A 16,821-nucleotide genomic window follows, 5' to 3' on the forward strand; every position below is an offset into this window, starting at 1 on the left:
CCCTCTTGTTCGGCCGGGAGGCCCGGACGTAGGCTCCCCTGAGATTCACATGTGAAGACGTCGTTCAGTATATAGAACGACGACGGTGTGCAGTACGGAAATGTGGAGGTTATTCCGGTGGCAGTACCAGTCTGGAGCGTCGACCCCCGTAGCGGGAAGCAGCGCGAGCAGGTCGCCGTCGAGGCCACGGCGGATGACGTCGACGCCGCTGTCCGCGCCGCCGCCGCCGCGATCCCCGCCCTTGCCGACCGCAGCGTACGCTCCCGGCTGCTGCGGGCCGCTGCCGGGGCGCTGGAGGAATCGGCCGCCGAGGTCGTCGCCGCCGCCGACGCCGAGACCGCGCTCGGCGCGCCCCGGCTGACCGGTGAGCTGGCCCGTACCGCCTACCAGCTGCGGGCCTTCGCCGATGTCGTGGACGAGGGCGCCTTCCTCGGTGTGATCATCGACCACGCCGACCCGGCCGCCCAGCCGATCCCGCGCCCCGACCTGCGCCGGATGAAGATCCCGCTCGGCGTCGTCGCCGTCTACGCGGCGAGCAACTTCCCGCTGGCCTTCTCCGTCCCCGGCGGTGACACCGCGAGCGCGCTCGCCGCGGGCTGCCCCGTGGTCGTCAAGGCCCACCCCGACCACCCGGCCACCTCCGCGCTGTGCGCCGAACTGCTGCGCGGCGCCGCCGTCGCGGTGGGGCTGCCCGCCGACACGGTGGTGCTGCTGCACGGCTTCCAGGCCGGCGTCGAGCTGGTACGCCACCCGCTGGTCGCCGCCGCGGGCTTCACCGGCTCCGTCCCCGGCGGCCGGGCGCTCCACGACGCCGCCGCGGCCCGCCCGCGGCCGATCCCCTTCTACGGCGAGCTGGGCAGCCTCAACCCGGTCGTCGTCACCGAGGCCGCCGCAGCCGAGCGGGCCGAGCAGATCGGTACCGGGCTCGCCGGGTCCTTCACGCTCGGGTCCGGGCAGTTCTGCACGAAGCCGGGCCTGGTGCTCGTCCCGGCCGGCCAGGACGGCGACCGGCTGGTGGCCGCGCTCACCTCGGCCGCGGCCGAGGCGCCGGCCGGGGTGCTGCTCGACTCCCGGATGCGCGACAACTTCCTCGACGGCGCCGCCGCCCGTGCCGCGCTGCCCGGCGTGGCCGCGCCGGTCGCCGCCGCGGGCGAGGGGGAGACGGGGGTACGCCCCGGCTTCGTCACCCTGGCGGCGGCCGACCTCGCGGACCTGCTCGTCGAGGAGTGCTTCGGGCCGCTCACGGTGGTCGTACGGTACGGGTCCGCGGCGGAGCTGGCCGCCGTCCTCGACCGGCTGCCGGGCAACCTCACGGCGACCGCGCACCTTGGCGGCGCCGAGGCCGCGGCGGAGGGCGGGGACGCGGCGGCGCTGCTCTCGCGGCTCACCGCGGTCGCCGGGCGCGTCCTGGTCAACGGCTGGCCGACCGGGGTGGCGGTCGCGCCCGCCCAGCACCACGGCGGCCCGTACCCGGCCACGACCTCGACGTCCACGTCGGTAGGGGGTACGGCCATCGAGCGCTGGCTGCGCCCGGTCGCCTACCAGGACACCCCCGAGGCCCTGCTGCCCCTCGAACTCCGCGAGTCCAACCCCCTCGCGGTGCCCCGCCGCACGGACGGCGCCCCGTCGTAGGCCCTGTTTTCCCGCGGCCCCGGACGTACTCTCCTGCGCGCCCACACGAGGGCGGCCCCGCCCCCTACCCTGGCAGGGACGAACCTGCGAGAGGGGTGGGGCCGTGACGTCTTCGGACAGTACGCCGGACCCGTACGCGCACCCGCTGGTCTTCGGCCAGCGGCTGCAGATTCTGCGGACCGGGCGGGGCATCACCCGGGACCAGCTGGGCGGTCTTCTCGGGCTTTCCGGCTCGTGGGTGAAGGCGGTGGAGAGCGGTCGGCTCAAGACCCCGAAGCTCGACGTGATCCTGCGGATCGCCGAGATCCTCCGTGTGCGGGATCTCGCCGACCTCACCGGCAGCCAGACTCTGCACATGGAGCTGTTCGTGGGACCGGGGCACCGTCGGCTCGCCGCCGTGAAGGCAGCCGTGGATGCCTACCCGGTCGGTCCTCAGCATGAGGCGCCGTCAACCGCACACTTGAGGGCCCGGCTCGATCACGCGTGGGCCGCACGGCACCGGTCGCCCCACCACCGTGAGGTACTGGGCGTCCTGTTGCCGGACCTGATCCGGGACGCCCAGGCGGCGGTCAGGCAATCCGATGCGGCGGCGCAGCGGCGGGCCGCACAGGCGGTTCTCAGCGAGACCTATGCGCTGTGCCAGTTCTTCGTCGCGTACCAGCCTGATGCCGCGTTGCTGTGGCGGGTGGCCGAGCGTGGTCTGGTCGCCGCTCAGGAGAGCGAGAGCCCGCGCGCCATCGGTGTGGCCGCATGGCTCGCGGGCCAGGCGCACCGCGACTCGGGCCCCGCCCATTTCGACGCGGCGGACGCCGTGAACCTGCGGAGTCTTGCGTACCTGATGCCCTTGTTGCCTGACGCGCCGGACGAGGTGCTGGCCATCGCCGGTGCGCTGACCTTCGAGGCCGGATACACGGCCGCGCGGCGGGGCGAGACGGGTACGGCGTGGCGCTACTGGGACCAGGCCCGTGGCATCGCCGAACGCCTCCCGGCCGGCTACTACGACCCTGCCACCTCCTTCTCGCGGGCCATCATGGGCGCACACGCCGTCACTGTCGCCGTCGAACTGCACGCGGGCGGCGAGTCGGTCCGACAGGCCGCCGCGGCGGAGGCGGCCGTCATCCCGTCCCGGCCGCGCCGGGCCCGCCACCGTATCGAGGAGGCACGCGGCTACCACTTGGACGGCCAGCCGGACGTGGCTCTCGCGACGCTGGACAAGGCGCACGAGGCCGCCCCGGAGACGATCAAGTACAACGGGTACGCGAAGCGGATCGTGCTGGAGGAAACAGAGTCGAAGGACCGCGCCCGCCGCCGACGGGCGTCTCAACTCGCAGTGAAGATGGGCATGCTGGCGGTGTGACCGAGGGGGCACAATCTGTGCCCCTGCCCGGTGGTGATCGCTCATAGCGTCTTCGGCCAAGAGACCCCCGCGACCGTGTGACCGGTCCGGGGGCGCGGCCGAGCGCGTGAGGAGCGCTGACATGCACGAGCTTAACCATCGCCTGTTCGAATGCCTGGGGGTCGCGTGATGATCCCTGGTACGTCGGCAAACGCTGCTGATGACCGTTCGCGGGTGGTCGAGAGGATGTGGCCCCCCGCCGCCCGTTCGGTGGGGCGGGCGCGGCGGTTCCTGGCCGGGCACCTTTCGGCATGGGGGCTGCCGCACCTGACGGACACGGCCGAGCTGATCGTGTCCGAGTTGGTGACGAACGCCGTGACTCATGCTCAACCCCCCCTACGGGCATCTGGTCGCTACTCGGTTGGAGCGGCTGGAGTGCGGGGTGCGGATCGAGGTGCACGACTGGAGCAGCAGCAGACCGGAGCTGCGGGAGGCGTCCGTGGACGAGGAGTCCGGGCGGGGTCTTGGCCTGGTGGACCGGTGGCTGATGTGCAACTGGTGGACGATTTCTGGCTCAAGGGCCTGGATCCCCAGGGGGCGGCGGACTTCGGACAGCGCTTGCGCGCCTTGGGCCATCTGCTCATTCACCAGGTGGGCCCCGCTCTGGAGGCGGCCCGCGCCGACTGGCTGCGCCACCACGCCGTGACCGGAGCGGGCGCAGCCGGTCAGCAGCGGCAGACTCCACCCCGAACGGCGGCGAAGGCCGCGGCCACCGGCCGGGTCCGCACGGCCCCCCGTATCCTGCGCCAGGAACCGCAGGCCGTCACCTGGGCCCGCGAGAAGGCGGGGCTGACCAAGCGGGCACTCGCCCGGCGGCTGGGGATCTCCGAGCAGCTCATGAGTGAGATCGAGTCGGGGTGGCGGAGCGCAACACCCGTGAATCTGGCCAGGATCGCTGACCTGCTGAACTGCCCCGTGTCGGCGTTGGAGCGAAAGCGCGCCGATACGCCACGCGACGCGAAGGACTGACTCACCCCCGGAGACTGCCGCTTCCGGGCAGGGGCAGCATCTGAGGCCGCCGTCAGCCGGAGCGGTTCGGCTGACGGCGCGGGGTGAAACGGGCCGGTGACGTTCAGCGGCTCGGAGCGCTGGCCGGTGGTGCCGGAACGGCAGTAGCGGGCGCGCCATTGGGCACGGGAAAGAAGCGACGCCACCGCAAGGGGCCGGCGCGTCACGGGCGGGGGCGGAGGGCGAGGGCTGTGGCTATGGCCGTCAGAGAGACGAGCGCCGCGGCGATCAGGAGGCTTTCCCGCATGCCCGTCAGGAAACGCGACCGGTCCGCGACCAGCGAACCGAAGAGCGCGACGCTCAGGCCGCCGGCGACCTGGCGGCCCGCGTTGAGGACGCCGGCCGCCAGGCCGGCCCGGTCGGCGGGCACCGCGCCCATCGTCGCGGCGGTCAGCGGCGGTACCGCCAGCGCCCCGCCCAGCCCGAGCGGGACCATCGCGGCGGCCAGCGCCGCGGCCGGCGTGTCCGTACCGACCGGCAGCAGGAGCAGCAGTCCCGCCGCCATCATCAGCTGGCCCGCGATCATCGGCAGCCGCGGACCGTACCGGTTGGTGATCCGGCCCGAGACCACATTGACGCTGGAGATCAGCACCGTCATCGGCAGGAACATCAGCCCCGCGGTGAGCGCGGACTGCCCGCGCAGCTCCTGGAAGAACAGGCCGAGCACGAAGAACATCCCGTAGAAGCCGACGCTGAGCGCCGCGCCCGCCGCGATCGACACCGTGACGACGGGATTGCGGAAGAGGCCGAGCGGCACCACCGGATGCGGCTGCCGGGACTCGATCACGACGAAGGCGGCCGTCGAGACGGCCGCCACCCCCGCCGCGGCCCAGCCCGCGCCGCCGCCCTCGATCACCGCGAAGGTCAGCGCGGCCAGCGCCAGGACCGCGGTGAGCTGGCCCGGGAGGTCCAGCGGCACCCGGCGCGGTACGGCCCGCTCGGTGCCGCGGCCCGGCAGCAGCAGTGTCAGCACCGCGACGGGCAGGTTCACGAAGAAGATCGCCCGCCAGCTCCACGCCGTGGTCAGCGCCCCGCCGACGACCGGGCCGAGCGCGATGGCCGACGAACCGCCCACCGCCCACAGCGAGATCGCCCGGGCGCGCCGGGCCGCGTCGGGGTAGGCCTGCCTGACCAGTGCCAGCGACGACGGCAGGACGACCGCCGCCGCCACCCCTTGCAGCACCCGCGCCCCGATCAGCACGCCGAGGCCGGGCGCGGCGCCGCAGGCCAGCGAGGCGGCGGCGAAGACCACGACGCCGCCGCTGTAGGCCCGCCCGGCGCCGATCCGGTCGGACAGCGCACCGGTGGACAGCATCAGGGCGGCGAAGGCCAGCGTGTAGCCGTCCACCACCCATTGCAGCGCGGACAGCCCGCCGTTCAGCTCGTCGCCGATCGCGGGCAGCGCCACATTGACCACGGACGCGTCGAGGGTGATGAGGAAGAAGCCGAGCAGCGCGGCGACCAGGGTGCGGCCGGCCGACGCGGGGGCCATGTCCCTTGTGGGGGACGGGAGTTGCCCGGTGGGTGCGGTGAGGTCCTGTGACATGCCCACCAGCCTGGCGGTGCTCCGCGGCATACAGTAGTGGCCGCAATGCCAAACACCCGGAGGTTCTGGCCATGCCTGTCGCAGCCCGCCGTCCGCACCGCGTCGCGGTCATCGGGGCGCAGCCGGTGTCGATGTTCAACCTCGCCGTGCCCGACATGCTCTTCGCCAAGGTCGAGGTGGACGGCAGACCCGGTTACGAGGTGGAGCTGTGCACCCCCGAGCCCGGCGTGGTCGGCACCAGCGGCGGCGCCGACGTGGTGATCCGCAGCGGCCTGGAGGCCGTGGAGCGGGCCGACACGGTGATCGTGGCGGGCACCGGGTCGAGCGCGGACCCCGACCCGCGGGTCCTGGCGGCGCTGCGCGGGGCCGCGGCGGCCGGCAAGCGGGTCGCGTCGATCTGCTCCGGCGCCTTCCTGCTGGCCGAGGCGGGCCTGCTGGACGGCCGCCGGGCGACCACGTACTGGACGTACACCCGCGCGTTCGCCGACCGCTACCCGGCCGTGGACGTCCAGCCGGACGTCCTGTACGTGCAGGACGGCCAGTTGCTGACGTCGTCGGGCTACGCGGCGGGCATCGACCTGTGCCTGCACATCATCCGCACCGACTACGGCGCCGCCGTCGCCAACAGCGTGGCCCGGCACGCGCTCGTGGCGCCGGTACGGCCGGGCGGGCAGGCGCAGTTCACCGAGACGCCGCTGCCCGCGGAGACGGGGACGTCCTTCGCCGAGACCCGCGCCTGGGCGATGACCCGGCTCGACCAGCCGCTCACCCTCACCGACCTGGCCCGGCACGCGGCGGTCAGCGTGCGCACCCTCACCCGGCGCTTCCACGCCGAGACCGGGCTCAGCCCGCTCCAGTGGCTGCTGCACCAGCGCCTGGAGCGGGCCCGCGAACTGCTGGAGACCACCAGGCTGCCGGTCGACCAGGTCGCCAGGGCCAGCGGCCTGGGCACCGCGGACTCGCTGCGCCAGCACCTGCTGCGCCGGGTCGGCCTGACACCGAGCGACTACCGCAGCGCCTTCAGCCGGCTGACCGCCGCATGACGGCGGCGACCTCGTAGAGTGCGGCCATGGGCGACGTGCTGCACATCAGGGGCCGGATCCTGGTCGGACCGGACGACGTACGCGACGAACTGTGGGTGGTCGGCGGCCGGGTCAGCTACCGGCGGCCCGCCGCCGAGGCCGTCACCGTGGACGGCTGGGCGCTGCCGGGACTGGTCGACGCGCACTGCCACGTCGGCCTCGACGCGCACGGCGCCGTGGACCGGGCCACCGCCGAGAAGCAGGCGCTCGCCGAACGGGAAGCGGGCGCGCTGCTGCTGCGGGACGCCGGCTCGCCCAGCGACACCCGCTGGACCGACGACCGCGACGACCTGCCGCGGATCATCAGGGCGGGACGCCATATCGCCCGCACCCGCCGCTACATCCGCAACTACGCCCATGAGATCGAGCCGGGCGACCTGACCGCGTACGTACGCCAGGAGGCCAGGCGCGGCGACGGCTGGGTCAAGCTGGTCGGCGACTGGATCGACCGCGACGAGGGCGACCTGACCGCCTGCTGGCCCAAGGACGCGCTGGCGGAGGCGATTTCGGCCGCCCACGAGGAGGGCGCCCGGGTCACCGCGCACTGCTTCGCGGAGGACTCGCTCGCCGACCTGGTGACCGCGGGGATCGACTGTATCGAGCACGCCACCGGGCTCACCGGCGCCACGGTGCCGCTCTTCGCCGAGCACGGCGTCGCCATCGTGCCGACCCTGGTCAACATCGCCACCTTCCCGCGGCTCGCGCTCGCCGGCGAGGCCAAATTCCCGCGCTGGTCGGACCACTTGCGCCGGCTGCACGACCGCCGCTACGAAACGGTGCGCGACGCCCACGACGCCGGCATCGCGGTCTACGCCGGCACCGACGCCGGCGGCGGCCTCGCGCACGGCCTGATCGCCGCCGAGGTCGGGGAACTGGTCACCGCGGGACTCCCGGTCGAGGCGGCGCTGTCCGCGGCCACCTGGGGCGCCCGCGACTGGCTCGGCCGCCCCGGCCTGACCGAGGGCGCACCGGCCGACCTGGTCGTCTACGGCGCCGACCCGCGCGCGGACGTGCGCGTCCTGGCGGCGCCGCGCCGGATCGTGCTGCGCGGCACGGTGGTGGGCTGACCACAGGCCGTGGGCGGCAGGCGGCAGGCGGCAGGTGCCGGTACAGCCGCGGGCACGGTACGCGGTCGGCGCGGGCGCGCTGTTGACCTGCCCGTGACGCCGTACCCGCGCGGGGCGTTGATGATCCCCGCGCGGGTACGGGCGGCCCGGCACGCCGGCCGGGGGCGCCGGGGTCCGCTCCGGCGGACCGAGCGGCAGCACCGGCACCCTGACCCAGACCACCCCCACCACCGGCAACCTCGCCGAGACCGGCGCCGGTTTTGCCACCCGCTACCTGGCGCTCGGCGCCGCGGGCCTGGTGGCCGCGGGGGCGGCGGCCTGCCTGCTGACCGCCCGCCGCCGCAGGACCGGGACTGCCGCGGAGCCGCGCGGCTGACGGCGAACGGGGACAGACCCGCAGCAAGGTCACAACGGGGGAACGAAAGCCCGCAGGGCGGCGCCGCAGCACGGGCGCCGCCCTCTAGGCTTTGCCCACGACCGGCAACTCGTCCGAATTAACGATGAGTTGGCGTACGTCCATCTCAGCTCGGCGCTGGGGGCGTAGACGCAGTGGGGCGCTGAGTGCAAAGGCAGGCGGGGCGGGCATGACGGACGGGCTTTTCGCGGGGCGTTACCAACTGGCCGAGCTGCTCGGCGCCGGAGGCATGGCCCGCGTCCACCGCGCCCACGACACCCGGATGGGCCGCACGGTCGCCGTCAAGACGCTGCTGCCCGAGCTGGCCGGCGACCCCGACGCCCGGCGCCGCTTCGCCCGTGAGGCCCAGGCGGCGGGCGCGCTCAACCACCCCGGCATCGTGACCGTCCACGACCAGGACGAGATCCGCGACGGCGACGGCGTGGTGCCGTACCTCGTCATGGAGTACGTACGCGGCGGGACGCTCTCCCAGATCCTGCGCCGGGAGACGTACTTCGCCCCCGAGCGGGCGGTACGGATCGCCTGCGACATCCTCGACGCGCTGGCCCACGCCCACAGCCGCGGCACCGTCCACCGCGATGTGAAGCCGGCCAACGTGATGGTCACCACCGAAGGCGTCGTCAAGGTCGCCGACTTCGGCATCGCCCGCGTCCTGGACGCCGACGCCCGGCTGACCACCACCGGGTCCGCGATCGGCACCCCCAGCTACATGTCGCCCGAGCAGATCAACGGCGCCGAGGTCGACGCCCGCAGCGACGTCTACGCGGTCGGCTGCGTGCTGACCGAACTGCTCACCGGCAGGCCGCCGTTCACCGACGGCAACCCGATCAACCTGATGTACTGGCACGTCCACACCACCCCGCCCGCGCCGTCCGCCCGCAACCCCCGGGTGCCGCGGGAGCTCGACGCTCTGGTGCTCACCGCGCTCGCCAAGGACCCGGCGGCCCGGCATTTCGACGCGGGAGTCTTCCGCGACCGGCTGCGCTCCTGGCTGACCGGGGCCGGGCACGCGGCACTGCTGTCGGGCCCCGCCGTGCCGCCCGCGGACGACCGCGCCACCCGGCCGCTGGGCGCCGCCGCCGACCCGCGGGCCACCTTCGGCGCGGGCGCCGGACCACCCGCGTACCCGGCGGCGCGGACCCCGGCCACCCCGCAGACCCCGCCCACGCCCCAGCCCCCGGCCACCCCGCACACGCCTCCCGCGGCGAACCCGTACGGAGCCCCGCGCGAGGCCACCCCGCCGCCCGCCGAGCACCCGGCGTACGCGCCCAAGCTGCACGTGCCGCTGCCGCCGCCGTACCAGCCGAGCACCCCGCCGCCGCTCAACCGCCCGAGCGGCACAGGGGACTTCACCCCGGCCCGGCGCACCAGGCGGCGCTGGATCGCGGCCGTTTCCGGCCTGGCCGTCGCCGCTGTCGCGGTGTCGGTGACGCTGGCCTTCGCGCCCTTCGGCGGCGGCAAGGGCGACGACGCGAAGCCGACCACCCCGCCGTCGAACGCGACGATCGGCCAGGCCGCCGCGCTGAAGATGCACGGCGGCAAGGTCGGCGCCGGCTACGGCGGGGGCCTCGACGGGGTGGTGCGCCCGTCCGGCAAGACCGGCGGCACCCTGCAACTCGCCGCGTCCGAGACCGAGGACGGCATGCTCGACCCGGCGCGCTCGTACTCCCAGCCGTCGTGGAACCTGCAACGCCTGTACCTGCGCAAGCTGGTGGACTACGCGCCGATGCCCGGGGCCGCGGGGCGGGCGCTGATGCCCGACCTCGCCACCGACACCGGCAGGGTCAGCTCCGACGGCTACACCTGGACCTTCACCCTCAAGCCGGGCCTCACCTACGAGGACGGCACCCCCATCACGACCCAGGACATCAAGTACGGCATCGAGCGGACCTTCGACCGGTCGGTCTTCGGCACCGGGCCCACCTACTTCGTGGACCTGCTCGACCAGGGCCAGAACTACCCGGGACCGTACAAGGACACCGACCCGGACAAGCTGGGCCTGCACTCGGTCGCCACGCCCGACAAGAGGACCATCGTCTTCACCCTCGCCAAGCCCTTCGCCGACTTCCGCTACGTGCTCGCGCTGTCCATGGCCGCGCCCGTACCGCCCAGGTCGGACACCGGCGGCGGCAAGGACTTCCAGGGCCACCCGATGAGCAGCGGCCCGTACAGGGTCGCGAGCTACACCGCGGGCAGCGCACTGCACCTGACCCGCAACACCCACTGGAACCAGGCCACCGACCCCATACACTCCGCGCTGCCCGACGCCGTGGACGTGCGGATCTACGGCAGCCAGGCGGCGGTCGAGGACGCCCTGCTGTCCGGCTCCGCCGACCTGGACCTCAACGCCCAGACACTGTCCGACACCGCCGAGTCCAAGCTGCTCAACGACCCGGCGCTGAAAAGCCGCGCCGACCTGGTCTACAACGGCGCCACCCGCTACCTGAGCCTCCAGACGAGCATCGCGCCCTTCAACAAGCTGGAATGCCGCTGGGCCGTGCAGTACGCCGTCGACCGCTCGCAGATACGGGCCGTGGTCGGCGGGCAGTACGACGGCGGCGACGTCGCGACCACGATGCTGCCGCCCACCACCGACGGCTACGACCCGGACGCCCACCCGTTCGGCTACACCGACGGCACGCCCTACCCGGCGCAGGCCAAGCAGCAGTTGGCGGCCTGCGGCAAACCGGGCGGCTTCAGCGTGACCCTCGCGGGACCCGGCAACTCACCGCGGCTGGAGGAGGCGATGCTGGCGATCCAGCACTCCCTGGCCGCGGTCGGCATCAGGGTCACGATCCTCCAGGTGGCCACCTCGTCCTACTACGCGACCCTGAACTCGCCCGCCAAGCTCAAGCAGGCCGGCTGGGGCATGGCCCTCACCGTCTGGGCCGCCGACTGGCCCACCGGCGGCGGCTTCCTGCGCACCCTGGTCCAGCCCGGCAACCCCAACAACTACGCGGGCCTGGACGACGTCAACGTCAACAACATCGTCGAGAAGGCCGACACCCTCACCGACCCCGCCGCGGCGGCCGGCCAGTGGAAGGCCGCCGACCAGGCCGTGATGCGCGACTCCACGATGGTGCCGCTGATCTACGTACGGCATCTGGTCTACCGCGGCAGCCGGCTCACCAACGCCTACGAGCAGCAGGTGTTCGGCGGAGTCGACCTCACCGCGCTGGGAGTCCAGTCGTAGCGGTGGCCAGCGCGGTGACGAAACCGTCGGTCGTACGCCGGTCGCGCACCGCCACCCGCAGCCAGTCGGGGCCGAGACCCGGGAAGGTGTCGGCCCTGCGCACCGCGTAGCCCAGCGCCCGCAGCCGCTCCCTGACCTGCCCCGCGTCCGGCAGCCGCAGCAGCACGAAGGGCGCCGCGGGCGCGTCGCCCGCGACCCGCAGCGCGGTGAAGTCCCGCAGCCGGGACAGCAGATACGCCCGGTCGGCGGCCACCTCGACCGCCGCCCCGGCCGCCTCCGCGAGCGCGTCCGCGCCCACGCAGGCGCGGGCCGCGGCCAGCGCGGGCGTCGACACCGCCCACAGCGGCTGGGCGCGCTCCAGCGCCGCGACCTGCTCCCGGCCGCCGAGCACATAGCCGATCCGCAGCCCGGCCAGCCCCCAGGTCTTGGTGAGGCTGCGCAGCACCAGCAGCCCCGGCACCCCACCCGCCGCCGCCAGCGACTCCGGCTCGCCCGGCACCGCGTCCATGAACGCCTCGTCCACCACCAGCGTCCGCCCCGGCCGCGCCAACCGCCGTATCAGGGCGGCGGGATGCAGCACCGACGTCGGATTCGTCGGATTGCCGAGCACCACCAGATCGGCGTCCCGCGGCACCGCGGCCGGGTCGAGCCGGAAGCCGTCGCCGGCCGACAGCAGCACCCGGTGCACCGGGTGGCCCGCGGCCCGCAGCGCCGCCTCCGGCTCGGTGAACTGCGGGTGCACCACCACCGCGTGCCGCGGCCGCAGCGCCCTGGCCAGCAGCACGAAGGCCTCCGCCGCGCCCGCGGTCAGCAGCACCTCGCGCTCGTCCGCCCGGCCGTGCCGCAGCGCGACGGCCCGCCGGGCGGCCCGCCCGTCCGGGTAGGCGGCGAGTCCGGTCAGCGAGGCGGCGATCCGCTCGGCCAGCCACGCGGGCGGAGTACCGCTGCGGACGTTGACGGCCAGGTCCACCAGGCCCTCGCCGACCTCCGCGTCACCGTGGTGGCCCAGGTCGTAACCGGCGGTGCCGGCCTCGCCGCGGTCAGTGGGTGTGAGCATGGTGGTGCCCGTGGCCGCCGTGCGGGTGGGACGGGTCGTCCGGGTGGTGGTGCGGCTGCTGCGGCAGGCCCACCCGGTCCTCGAAGCCGGGCATCCGGATCCGGTAGACGCACGTGTCGCAGTTCATCCGCAGATCGCCCTCGACCGCCTCGCGGTAGCGCTCCATCACCAGCTCCGCGAGTTCCGCCGCCGGGCCGATCACGTCCGCGCACCGCACGTCGACACCGCCGCGCCCGGCCGCCCACACCGCGGCCTGCTCCCGTACCCGGTCCGGCAGCACACCGCTGAAGAGGAAGTACGGCAGCACCACGACCGTACGGGCGCCCAGCAGGCGGCAGCGTTCCAGGCCCGCCGGGACCGACGGCTCGGCCAGCGACACGAAAGCGGTCTCCACCCCGGCATAGCCGCGGCCCTCCCACAGCAGCCTGGCCGCCTTGAAGACCTCGGAATTCGCGTCGGGGTCGGTCGAGCCGCGGCCGACCAGCAGCACCGTCGCGTCCGCCCGGTCCGTGCCCGCGAGCGCCTCGTCGACCCGCCGCTCCAGCACCGCGAGCAGCCCCGGATGCGGCCCCAGCGGGCGCCCGTACGCGTACGACGTGCCCGGGTGCCGCTGCTTCTCCCGGGCCAGCGCCGCCGGGATGTCGCCCTTCGCGTGCCCGGCGGAGACCAGCACCAGCGGTACGGCGGCGAAGTCCCGTACCCCCGCGCCGACCAGCGCCGCGACCGAGTCCGCCAGCGGCGGCGGCGACAGCTCGATGAAGCCGCCGCCGACCGGCAGCCCCGGGTGGGCGGCGTCCAGCCCCGCCACGAAGAAGCGGAAGGCGGTCGCGCCCGCTTCGTCACGGGTGCCGTGGCCGACGAGGAGGAGTGCGGGAGGCGTCACAGGTCGTTCTCCTTGGGATCCGGTGCTGCGGCAGGGGTGTAGAGCAGCGCGTTGAGCGCGGCGGCGGCCACCGCGGAGCCGCCCTTCTCCGAGATGTTGCTGACCGCGGGCAGGCCCGAGGCCCGCAGGCGGGCCTTGCTCTCCGCGGCGCCCACGAAGCCGACCGGCAGGCCGATCACCAGCGCCGGAGCGGCGTCCAGCACGAGCAGTTCCTCCAGCGCGGTCGGAGCGCAGCCGATCACCCACACCGCGCCCGGCCCGACCTGCTCGTACGCCAGCCGGATCGCGTGCGCGCTGCGGGTCAGACCGGGACCGGCGACCGCGTCGGCGAGCCGGCAGACCGCCCGGCGGGCGGTGATGCCCGCCGCGACCATGCCGACGTCGGCCACGATCGGCGCGCCCGCCCGCAACGCGGCCTGCGCGAAGGTCAGTTCGGCCTCGTCGGCGACCAGGTCGTCGGCGTAGGCCAGATCCGCGCTGGAGTGGATCACCCGCTCCAGCACCGCCCGGCGCAGCCGCGGAAGACCGGAGGTGTCCAGCCGGGAGCGCAGGATACGGAAGGACTCCTGCTCGATGGGGTGGACGGTGCGGGTCATGCGCCGCCACCGCCGTTCGCCGGGTCCGCCTGCCAGCGGTAGCCGCGCGGCGTCACCATCCGGCCCGCCACGACACGGGACGCGGTGTTGCCGACGGTGACCACCGACACCATGTCCACGGTGGCCGGGTCCACGTCGGCCAGCGTGGTGACCGTGACCTCCTCGTCCGGGCGGGTCGCGGCCCGCACGACGCCGACCGGCGTCCGCGGGTCGCGGTGCTCGGCCAGCAGTGCCAGGGCCTTCGGCAACTGCCAGTCCCGGCCGCGGCTGCGCGGGTTGTAGAACGTCACCACCAGGTCGGCCGCCGCAGCCGCCCGCACCCGGCGCTCGATCACCTCCCACGGGGTGTGCAGGTCCGACAGGCTGATCGACACATGGTCGTGGCCGAGCGGCGCGCCCAGCAGCGCGGCCGCGGCCAGGGCCGCGGTCACGCCGGGTACGCCGACCACGTCGATGTCGTCCGCGGCCTCCGCGAGGGCCGGCGACGCCATCGCGTACACCCCGGCGTCACCGCTGCCGATCAGCGCGACCGCGTGCCCCGCGCGGGCCTCGGCCACCGCGGTACGCGCCCTGGCCTCCTCGGCGCCCAGCCCGGACGCCAGTACCCGGGTGCCGGGCAGCAGCAGGTCGTCGATCTGCGCCACGTACTGGTCCAGGCCGACGATCACCGACGCGCGCCGCAGTTCTGCCGCCGCGCGGGGCGTCAGCAGGTCCCGGGCGCCGGGCCCGAGCCCCACGACCGCCAGCCGGCCGCGCGGCCTGCGCCGCGCCACCGCGACCGTGGCCATCGCCGACTTCCGCTTCTCAAGGACGAGTTCGCCGCCGGGGCCGGCCCCGAGGACGGCTGCCGCCTCGGCGACAGACGGGGTGCCGACCGCGGCCAGCGGAGCCGCCGAGGGGTTCGGCACGGTCACCTGCGCGAGCGCTTCCGCCGCGAACGTGACCAGCGGCACGCCCAGGCGGGCCGCCGCCGCCACGATCCCGGCCTCGTCCGCCTTCGCCTCGACGGTGGCCATCGTCCACAGGCTCTCTTCCGCGAGCCCCGCCGCCGCCAGGCCCTCCCTGACCAGCGCCACCACTTCCCCGACCTCGACGCCCCGGCTCCCCCCGACCCCGACCACCAACGAGGGCGGCCTGACCACCACGGTCCGCTCCCCGCCCCGGCCGAGCCGGTCCGTGACCCGCACGACGTACGCATCCGCGGGGGTGTCGGCTGTCTCCCCCGGGGCGGCGGGGAGCGGGGGCAGGGGCCAGGCGGGGGCGGCGTCGAGGTGGACCGGGGTGCCGTCGAGCAGGGCCCGGGTCACCGCGGGGATCGCGCCCTCGACGGGGTAGGGGAGACGGTCGAGGGCCGGCGTGCCGGTCACATCCGTGGCCGTGGTGATGACCGGGCTCGTCGTCAGGACCGTGCAGACCGCTTCCGCCAGGGCGTTGGCCCCGGAGGCGTGCCCCCCGAGGAGGGCGATCGCGTGGCGGTGCGCCTCGTCGACGGTGACGACCGCCGGGTCGGCCGCCTTGCCGGCCAGCAGCGGGGCGAGCAGCCGTACCGCCGCCCCGGTGGCGAGGAAGACGACGAGCTGGTCGCACTCGGCGAAGGCGGCCGGGAGGACGTCGCGGACGGGGCCGTCGTAGCGGCGGGTACGCCCCGGCCACGCGGCGGCGAGCCGGTCGCAGCCGGTCCTGCCCGCCGCGGTGGCGGAGATGAGGCCGATCACGCGGGTGCTCCTTCGGTACGGGGGGTGGGCCGCTCGGCCCACAGGACGAAGACGGGGTTGGCCGCCGCGAGCCGAGTGACCCCGCCGGGCAGCGGCGCGAGGCGGGACGACTGGAGGAGGACGCCGTCCGCCGCGAGACCCGCGGCCCCCAGGGCGGCACGCACCTCGGCGACCCGGTCGACCGCGGCGAGCGTCACGACCACGGCCCGCCGCGCCCGCCGCGCGCCCGCCGCCACGACCGCCGCCACGTCGGAACCGCCGCCGCCGACGAAAACGGCGTCGGGGTCGGGCAGCCGCCCGAGGACGCCGGGCGCCCGGCCCACCACCGCCTCGACGTCCACCCCGTGCGCGGCGGCGTTGGCCCGCACCCGCGCCACCGCCTCCGCGGACTTGTCCACGGCGACCACGGCCGCCCCGAACCGCGCGCACTCCACGGCCACCGAGCCCGACCCGGCCCCGATGTCCCACACCAGCTCACCCGTACGCGGCCCGAGCCGCGCCAGCGCCAGCGCCCGCACCTCGAACTTGGTGACCATGGAGTCCCGGTGCGCGAAGTCCTCCTCGGGCAGCGCCCACCCGGCGGGCGCCCCCGCGGGACCGGCGACCGTCACCGCGGCCGACGCCGGGACGCCGGGCCGCAGGCACAGCACGACACTGACCGCGTCGCCCCAGTCCCGCCCGGCAGCCTCCCGCGGCGAGACGGCGACCACCGCCTCGCCGCCCGTGCCGAGCCCGGCCGCCACCACGAGCCTGCGCTCAAGGCCGGTACGCGCCAGGGCCGCGCCCAATTCCGCGGGCCCGGCGCCGGGTCCGGTCAGTACGGCCGCCTTCGGGTGCGCCCGGCACACGTTCACCGCGGCCCGCAGGTCGCGCCCGTGCGCGCTCACCACGACCGCGTCGTCCCAGCTCAGCCCGGCCCGGGCGAAGGCGACCGCGACGGACGGCGCCGACGGCCGTACGTCGAGCGCCGCCGCGCCGAACCGCGTGCCCAGTGCCCGTACGATCCCGAAGAAGCCGGGGTCGCCGGACGCCAGCACCACCACCGGGCGGCCCTCGGCGGCGTACGAGCCGATCATGTCGAGCGCGGGCGCCAGCGGCCCGAGCACCAACCGCCGCGCGCCGGGCGGCACATCCGCCGCGTCCAGATGGCGGGCCGCGCCGACCACCAGGTCCGCGGCGCCGACGACCGGCGGCGGACCGCCCGTTCCGGTGCCGATGACCGTGATCACCG

The 16,821-nt window shown here is 75.0% G+C and carries 13 protein-coding genes; 7 read left to right on the plus strand and 6 right to left on the minus strand.

What is annotated here, in order from left to right:
• Positions 1-117: 117 nt before the first annotated feature.
• The 3 genes from OHA86_RS29420 (at position 118) to OHA86_RS29430 (ending at position 3,997) form a co-directional block, all read left to right on the plus strand.
• The gene (locus OHA86_RS29420; RefSeq protein ID WP_329180062.1) at positions 118-1,632 is read left to right on the plus strand and encodes an aldehyde dehydrogenase family protein; all 1,515 of its coding nucleotides are present in this window, start codon (positions 118-120) and stop codon (positions 1,630-1,632) included.
• 103 nt (positions 1,633-1,735) lie between these two features.
• Positions 1,736-2,989 (plus strand): helix-turn-helix domain-containing protein, encoded by a 1,254-nt coding sequence (locus tag OHA86_RS29425; RefSeq protein ID WP_329180064.1) that lies wholly within the window; start codon positions 1,736-1,738, stop codon positions 2,987-2,989.
• Between the two features lie 519 nt (positions 2,990-3,508).
• Positions 3,509-3,997 carry a helix-turn-helix domain-containing protein gene (locus OHA86_RS29430; protein WP_329180066.1) on the plus strand — a complete coding sequence of 163 codons (489 nt, stop codon included), beginning with the start codon at positions 3,509-3,511 and terminating at the stop codon, positions 3,995-3,997.
• Between the two features lie 202 nt (positions 3,998-4,199).
• Here OHA86_RS29430 and OHA86_RS29435 read toward each other — a convergent pair whose 3' ends face one another.
• Positions 4,200-5,582, minus strand: coding sequence for an MFS transporter (locus OHA86_RS29435; protein ID WP_329180067.1), 1,383 nt, complete (start codon positions 5,580-5,582; stop codon positions 4,200-4,202).
• 71 nt (positions 5,583-5,653) lie between these two features.
• On the opposite strand from OHA86_RS29435, the gene OHA86_RS29440 reads away from it, so the two are divergent.
• The 4 genes from OHA86_RS29440 to OHA86_RS29450 all read left to right on the plus strand — a co-directional run bounded on the left by OHA86_RS29440 (position 5,654) and on the right by OHA86_RS29450 (position 11,339).
• Positions 5,654-6,625, plus strand: a complete 972-nt coding sequence (locus OHA86_RS29440; protein WP_329180069.1) for a GlxA family transcriptional regulator — start codon at positions 5,654-5,656, stop codon at positions 6,623-6,625.
• Positions 6,626-6,651: 26 nt separating this feature from the next.
• On the plus strand, positions 6,652-7,731 hold the full coding sequence (locus OHA86_RS29445; RefSeq protein WP_329180071.1) for an amidohydrolase family protein: 1,080 nt from the start codon (positions 6,652-6,654) through the stop codon (positions 7,729-7,731).
• A 208-nt stretch (positions 7,732-7,939) separates the two neighbouring features.
• On the plus strand, positions 7,940-8,107 hold the full coding sequence (locus tag OHA86_RS36160; protein ID WP_443072030.1) for an LAETG motif-containing sortase-dependent surface protein: 168 nt from the start codon (positions 7,940-7,942) through the stop codon (positions 8,105-8,107).
• A 208-nt stretch (positions 8,108-8,315) separates the two neighbouring features.
• Positions 8,316-11,339 (plus strand): ABC transporter substrate-binding protein, encoded by a 3,024-nt coding sequence (locus OHA86_RS29450; RefSeq protein ID WP_329180072.1) that lies wholly within the window; start codon positions 8,316-8,318, stop codon positions 11,337-11,339.
• Here OHA86_RS29450 and cobC read toward each other — a convergent pair.
• From cobC to cbiE, 5 genes are read right to left on the minus strand one after another with little or no spacing between them, the layout of a single operon-like run.
• Positions 11,314-12,396 carry an Rv2231c family pyridoxal phosphate-dependent protein CobC gene (gene cobC, locus OHA86_RS29455; RefSeq protein WP_329180073.1) on the minus strand — a complete coding sequence of 361 codons (1,083 nt, stop codon included), beginning with the start codon at positions 12,394-12,396 and terminating at the stop codon, positions 11,314-11,316. The two genes, OHA86_RS29450 and cobC, sit on opposite strands and share 26 nt — an antisense overlap.
• Positions 12,380-13,279, minus strand: a complete 900-nt coding sequence (locus tag OHA86_RS29460) for a sirohydrochlorin chelatase (protein ID WP_329180075.1) — start codon at positions 13,277-13,279, stop codon at positions 12,380-12,382. Before OHA86_RS29460 ends, cobC begins: the two co-directional genes overlap by 17 nt.
• Positions 13,276-13,875 carry a precorrin-8X methylmutase gene (locus OHA86_RS29465; protein ID WP_329180077.1) on the minus strand — a complete coding sequence of 200 codons (600 nt, stop codon included), beginning with the start codon at positions 13,873-13,875 and terminating at the stop codon, positions 13,276-13,278. Before OHA86_RS29465 ends, OHA86_RS29460 begins: the two co-directional genes overlap by 4 nt.
• A complete protein-coding gene (gene cobJ / locus OHA86_RS29470; RefSeq protein WP_329180079.1) occupies positions 13,872-15,590 on the minus strand; it encodes a precorrin-3B C(17)-methyltransferase in 1,719 nt (572 codons plus the stop codon). Before cobJ ends, OHA86_RS29465 begins: the two co-directional genes overlap by 4 nt.
• Complete coding sequence (cbiE, locus tag OHA86_RS29475; RefSeq protein ID WP_329182602.1) at positions 15,587-16,819, minus strand: precorrin-6y C5,15-methyltransferase (decarboxylating) subunit CbiE; 1,233 nt, start codon at positions 16,817-16,819, stop codon at positions 15,587-15,589. The genes cobJ and cbiE overlap by 4 nt, the downstream gene beginning before the upstream one ends.
• Positions 16,820-16,821 lie beyond the last annotated feature (2 nt).

It is taken from the genome of Streptomyces sp. NBC_01477 (genome assembly GCF_036227245.1).
Lineage (GTDB): Bacteria > Actinomycetota > Actinomycetes > Streptomycetales > Streptomycetaceae > Actinacidiphila.

Coding starts and splice junctions, on each gene's coding strand:
- OHA86_RS29435 (WP_329180067.1), bottom strand. CDS start 5,582: ATGTCACAGGACCTCACCGCACCCACCGGGCAACTCCCGTCCCCCACA.
- OHA86_RS29450 (WP_329180072.1), top strand. CDS start 8,316: ATGACGGACGGGCTTTTCGCGGGGCGTTACCAACTGGCCGAGCTGCTC.
- OHA86_RS29465 (WP_329180077.1), bottom strand. CDS start 13,875: ATGACCCGCACCGTCCACCCCATCGAGCAGGAGTCCTTCCGTATCCTG.
- OHA86_RS29445 (WP_329180071.1), top strand. CDS start 6,652: ATGGGCGACGTGCTGCACATCAGGGGCCGGATCCTGGTCGGACCGGAC.
- cobC (WP_329180073.1), bottom strand. CDS start 12,396: ATGCTCACACCCACTGACCGCGGCGAGGCCGGCACCGCCGGTTACGAC.
- OHA86_RS29440 (WP_329180069.1), top strand. CDS start 5,654: ATGCCTGTCGCAGCCCGCCGTCCGCACCGCGTCGCGGTCATCGGGGCG.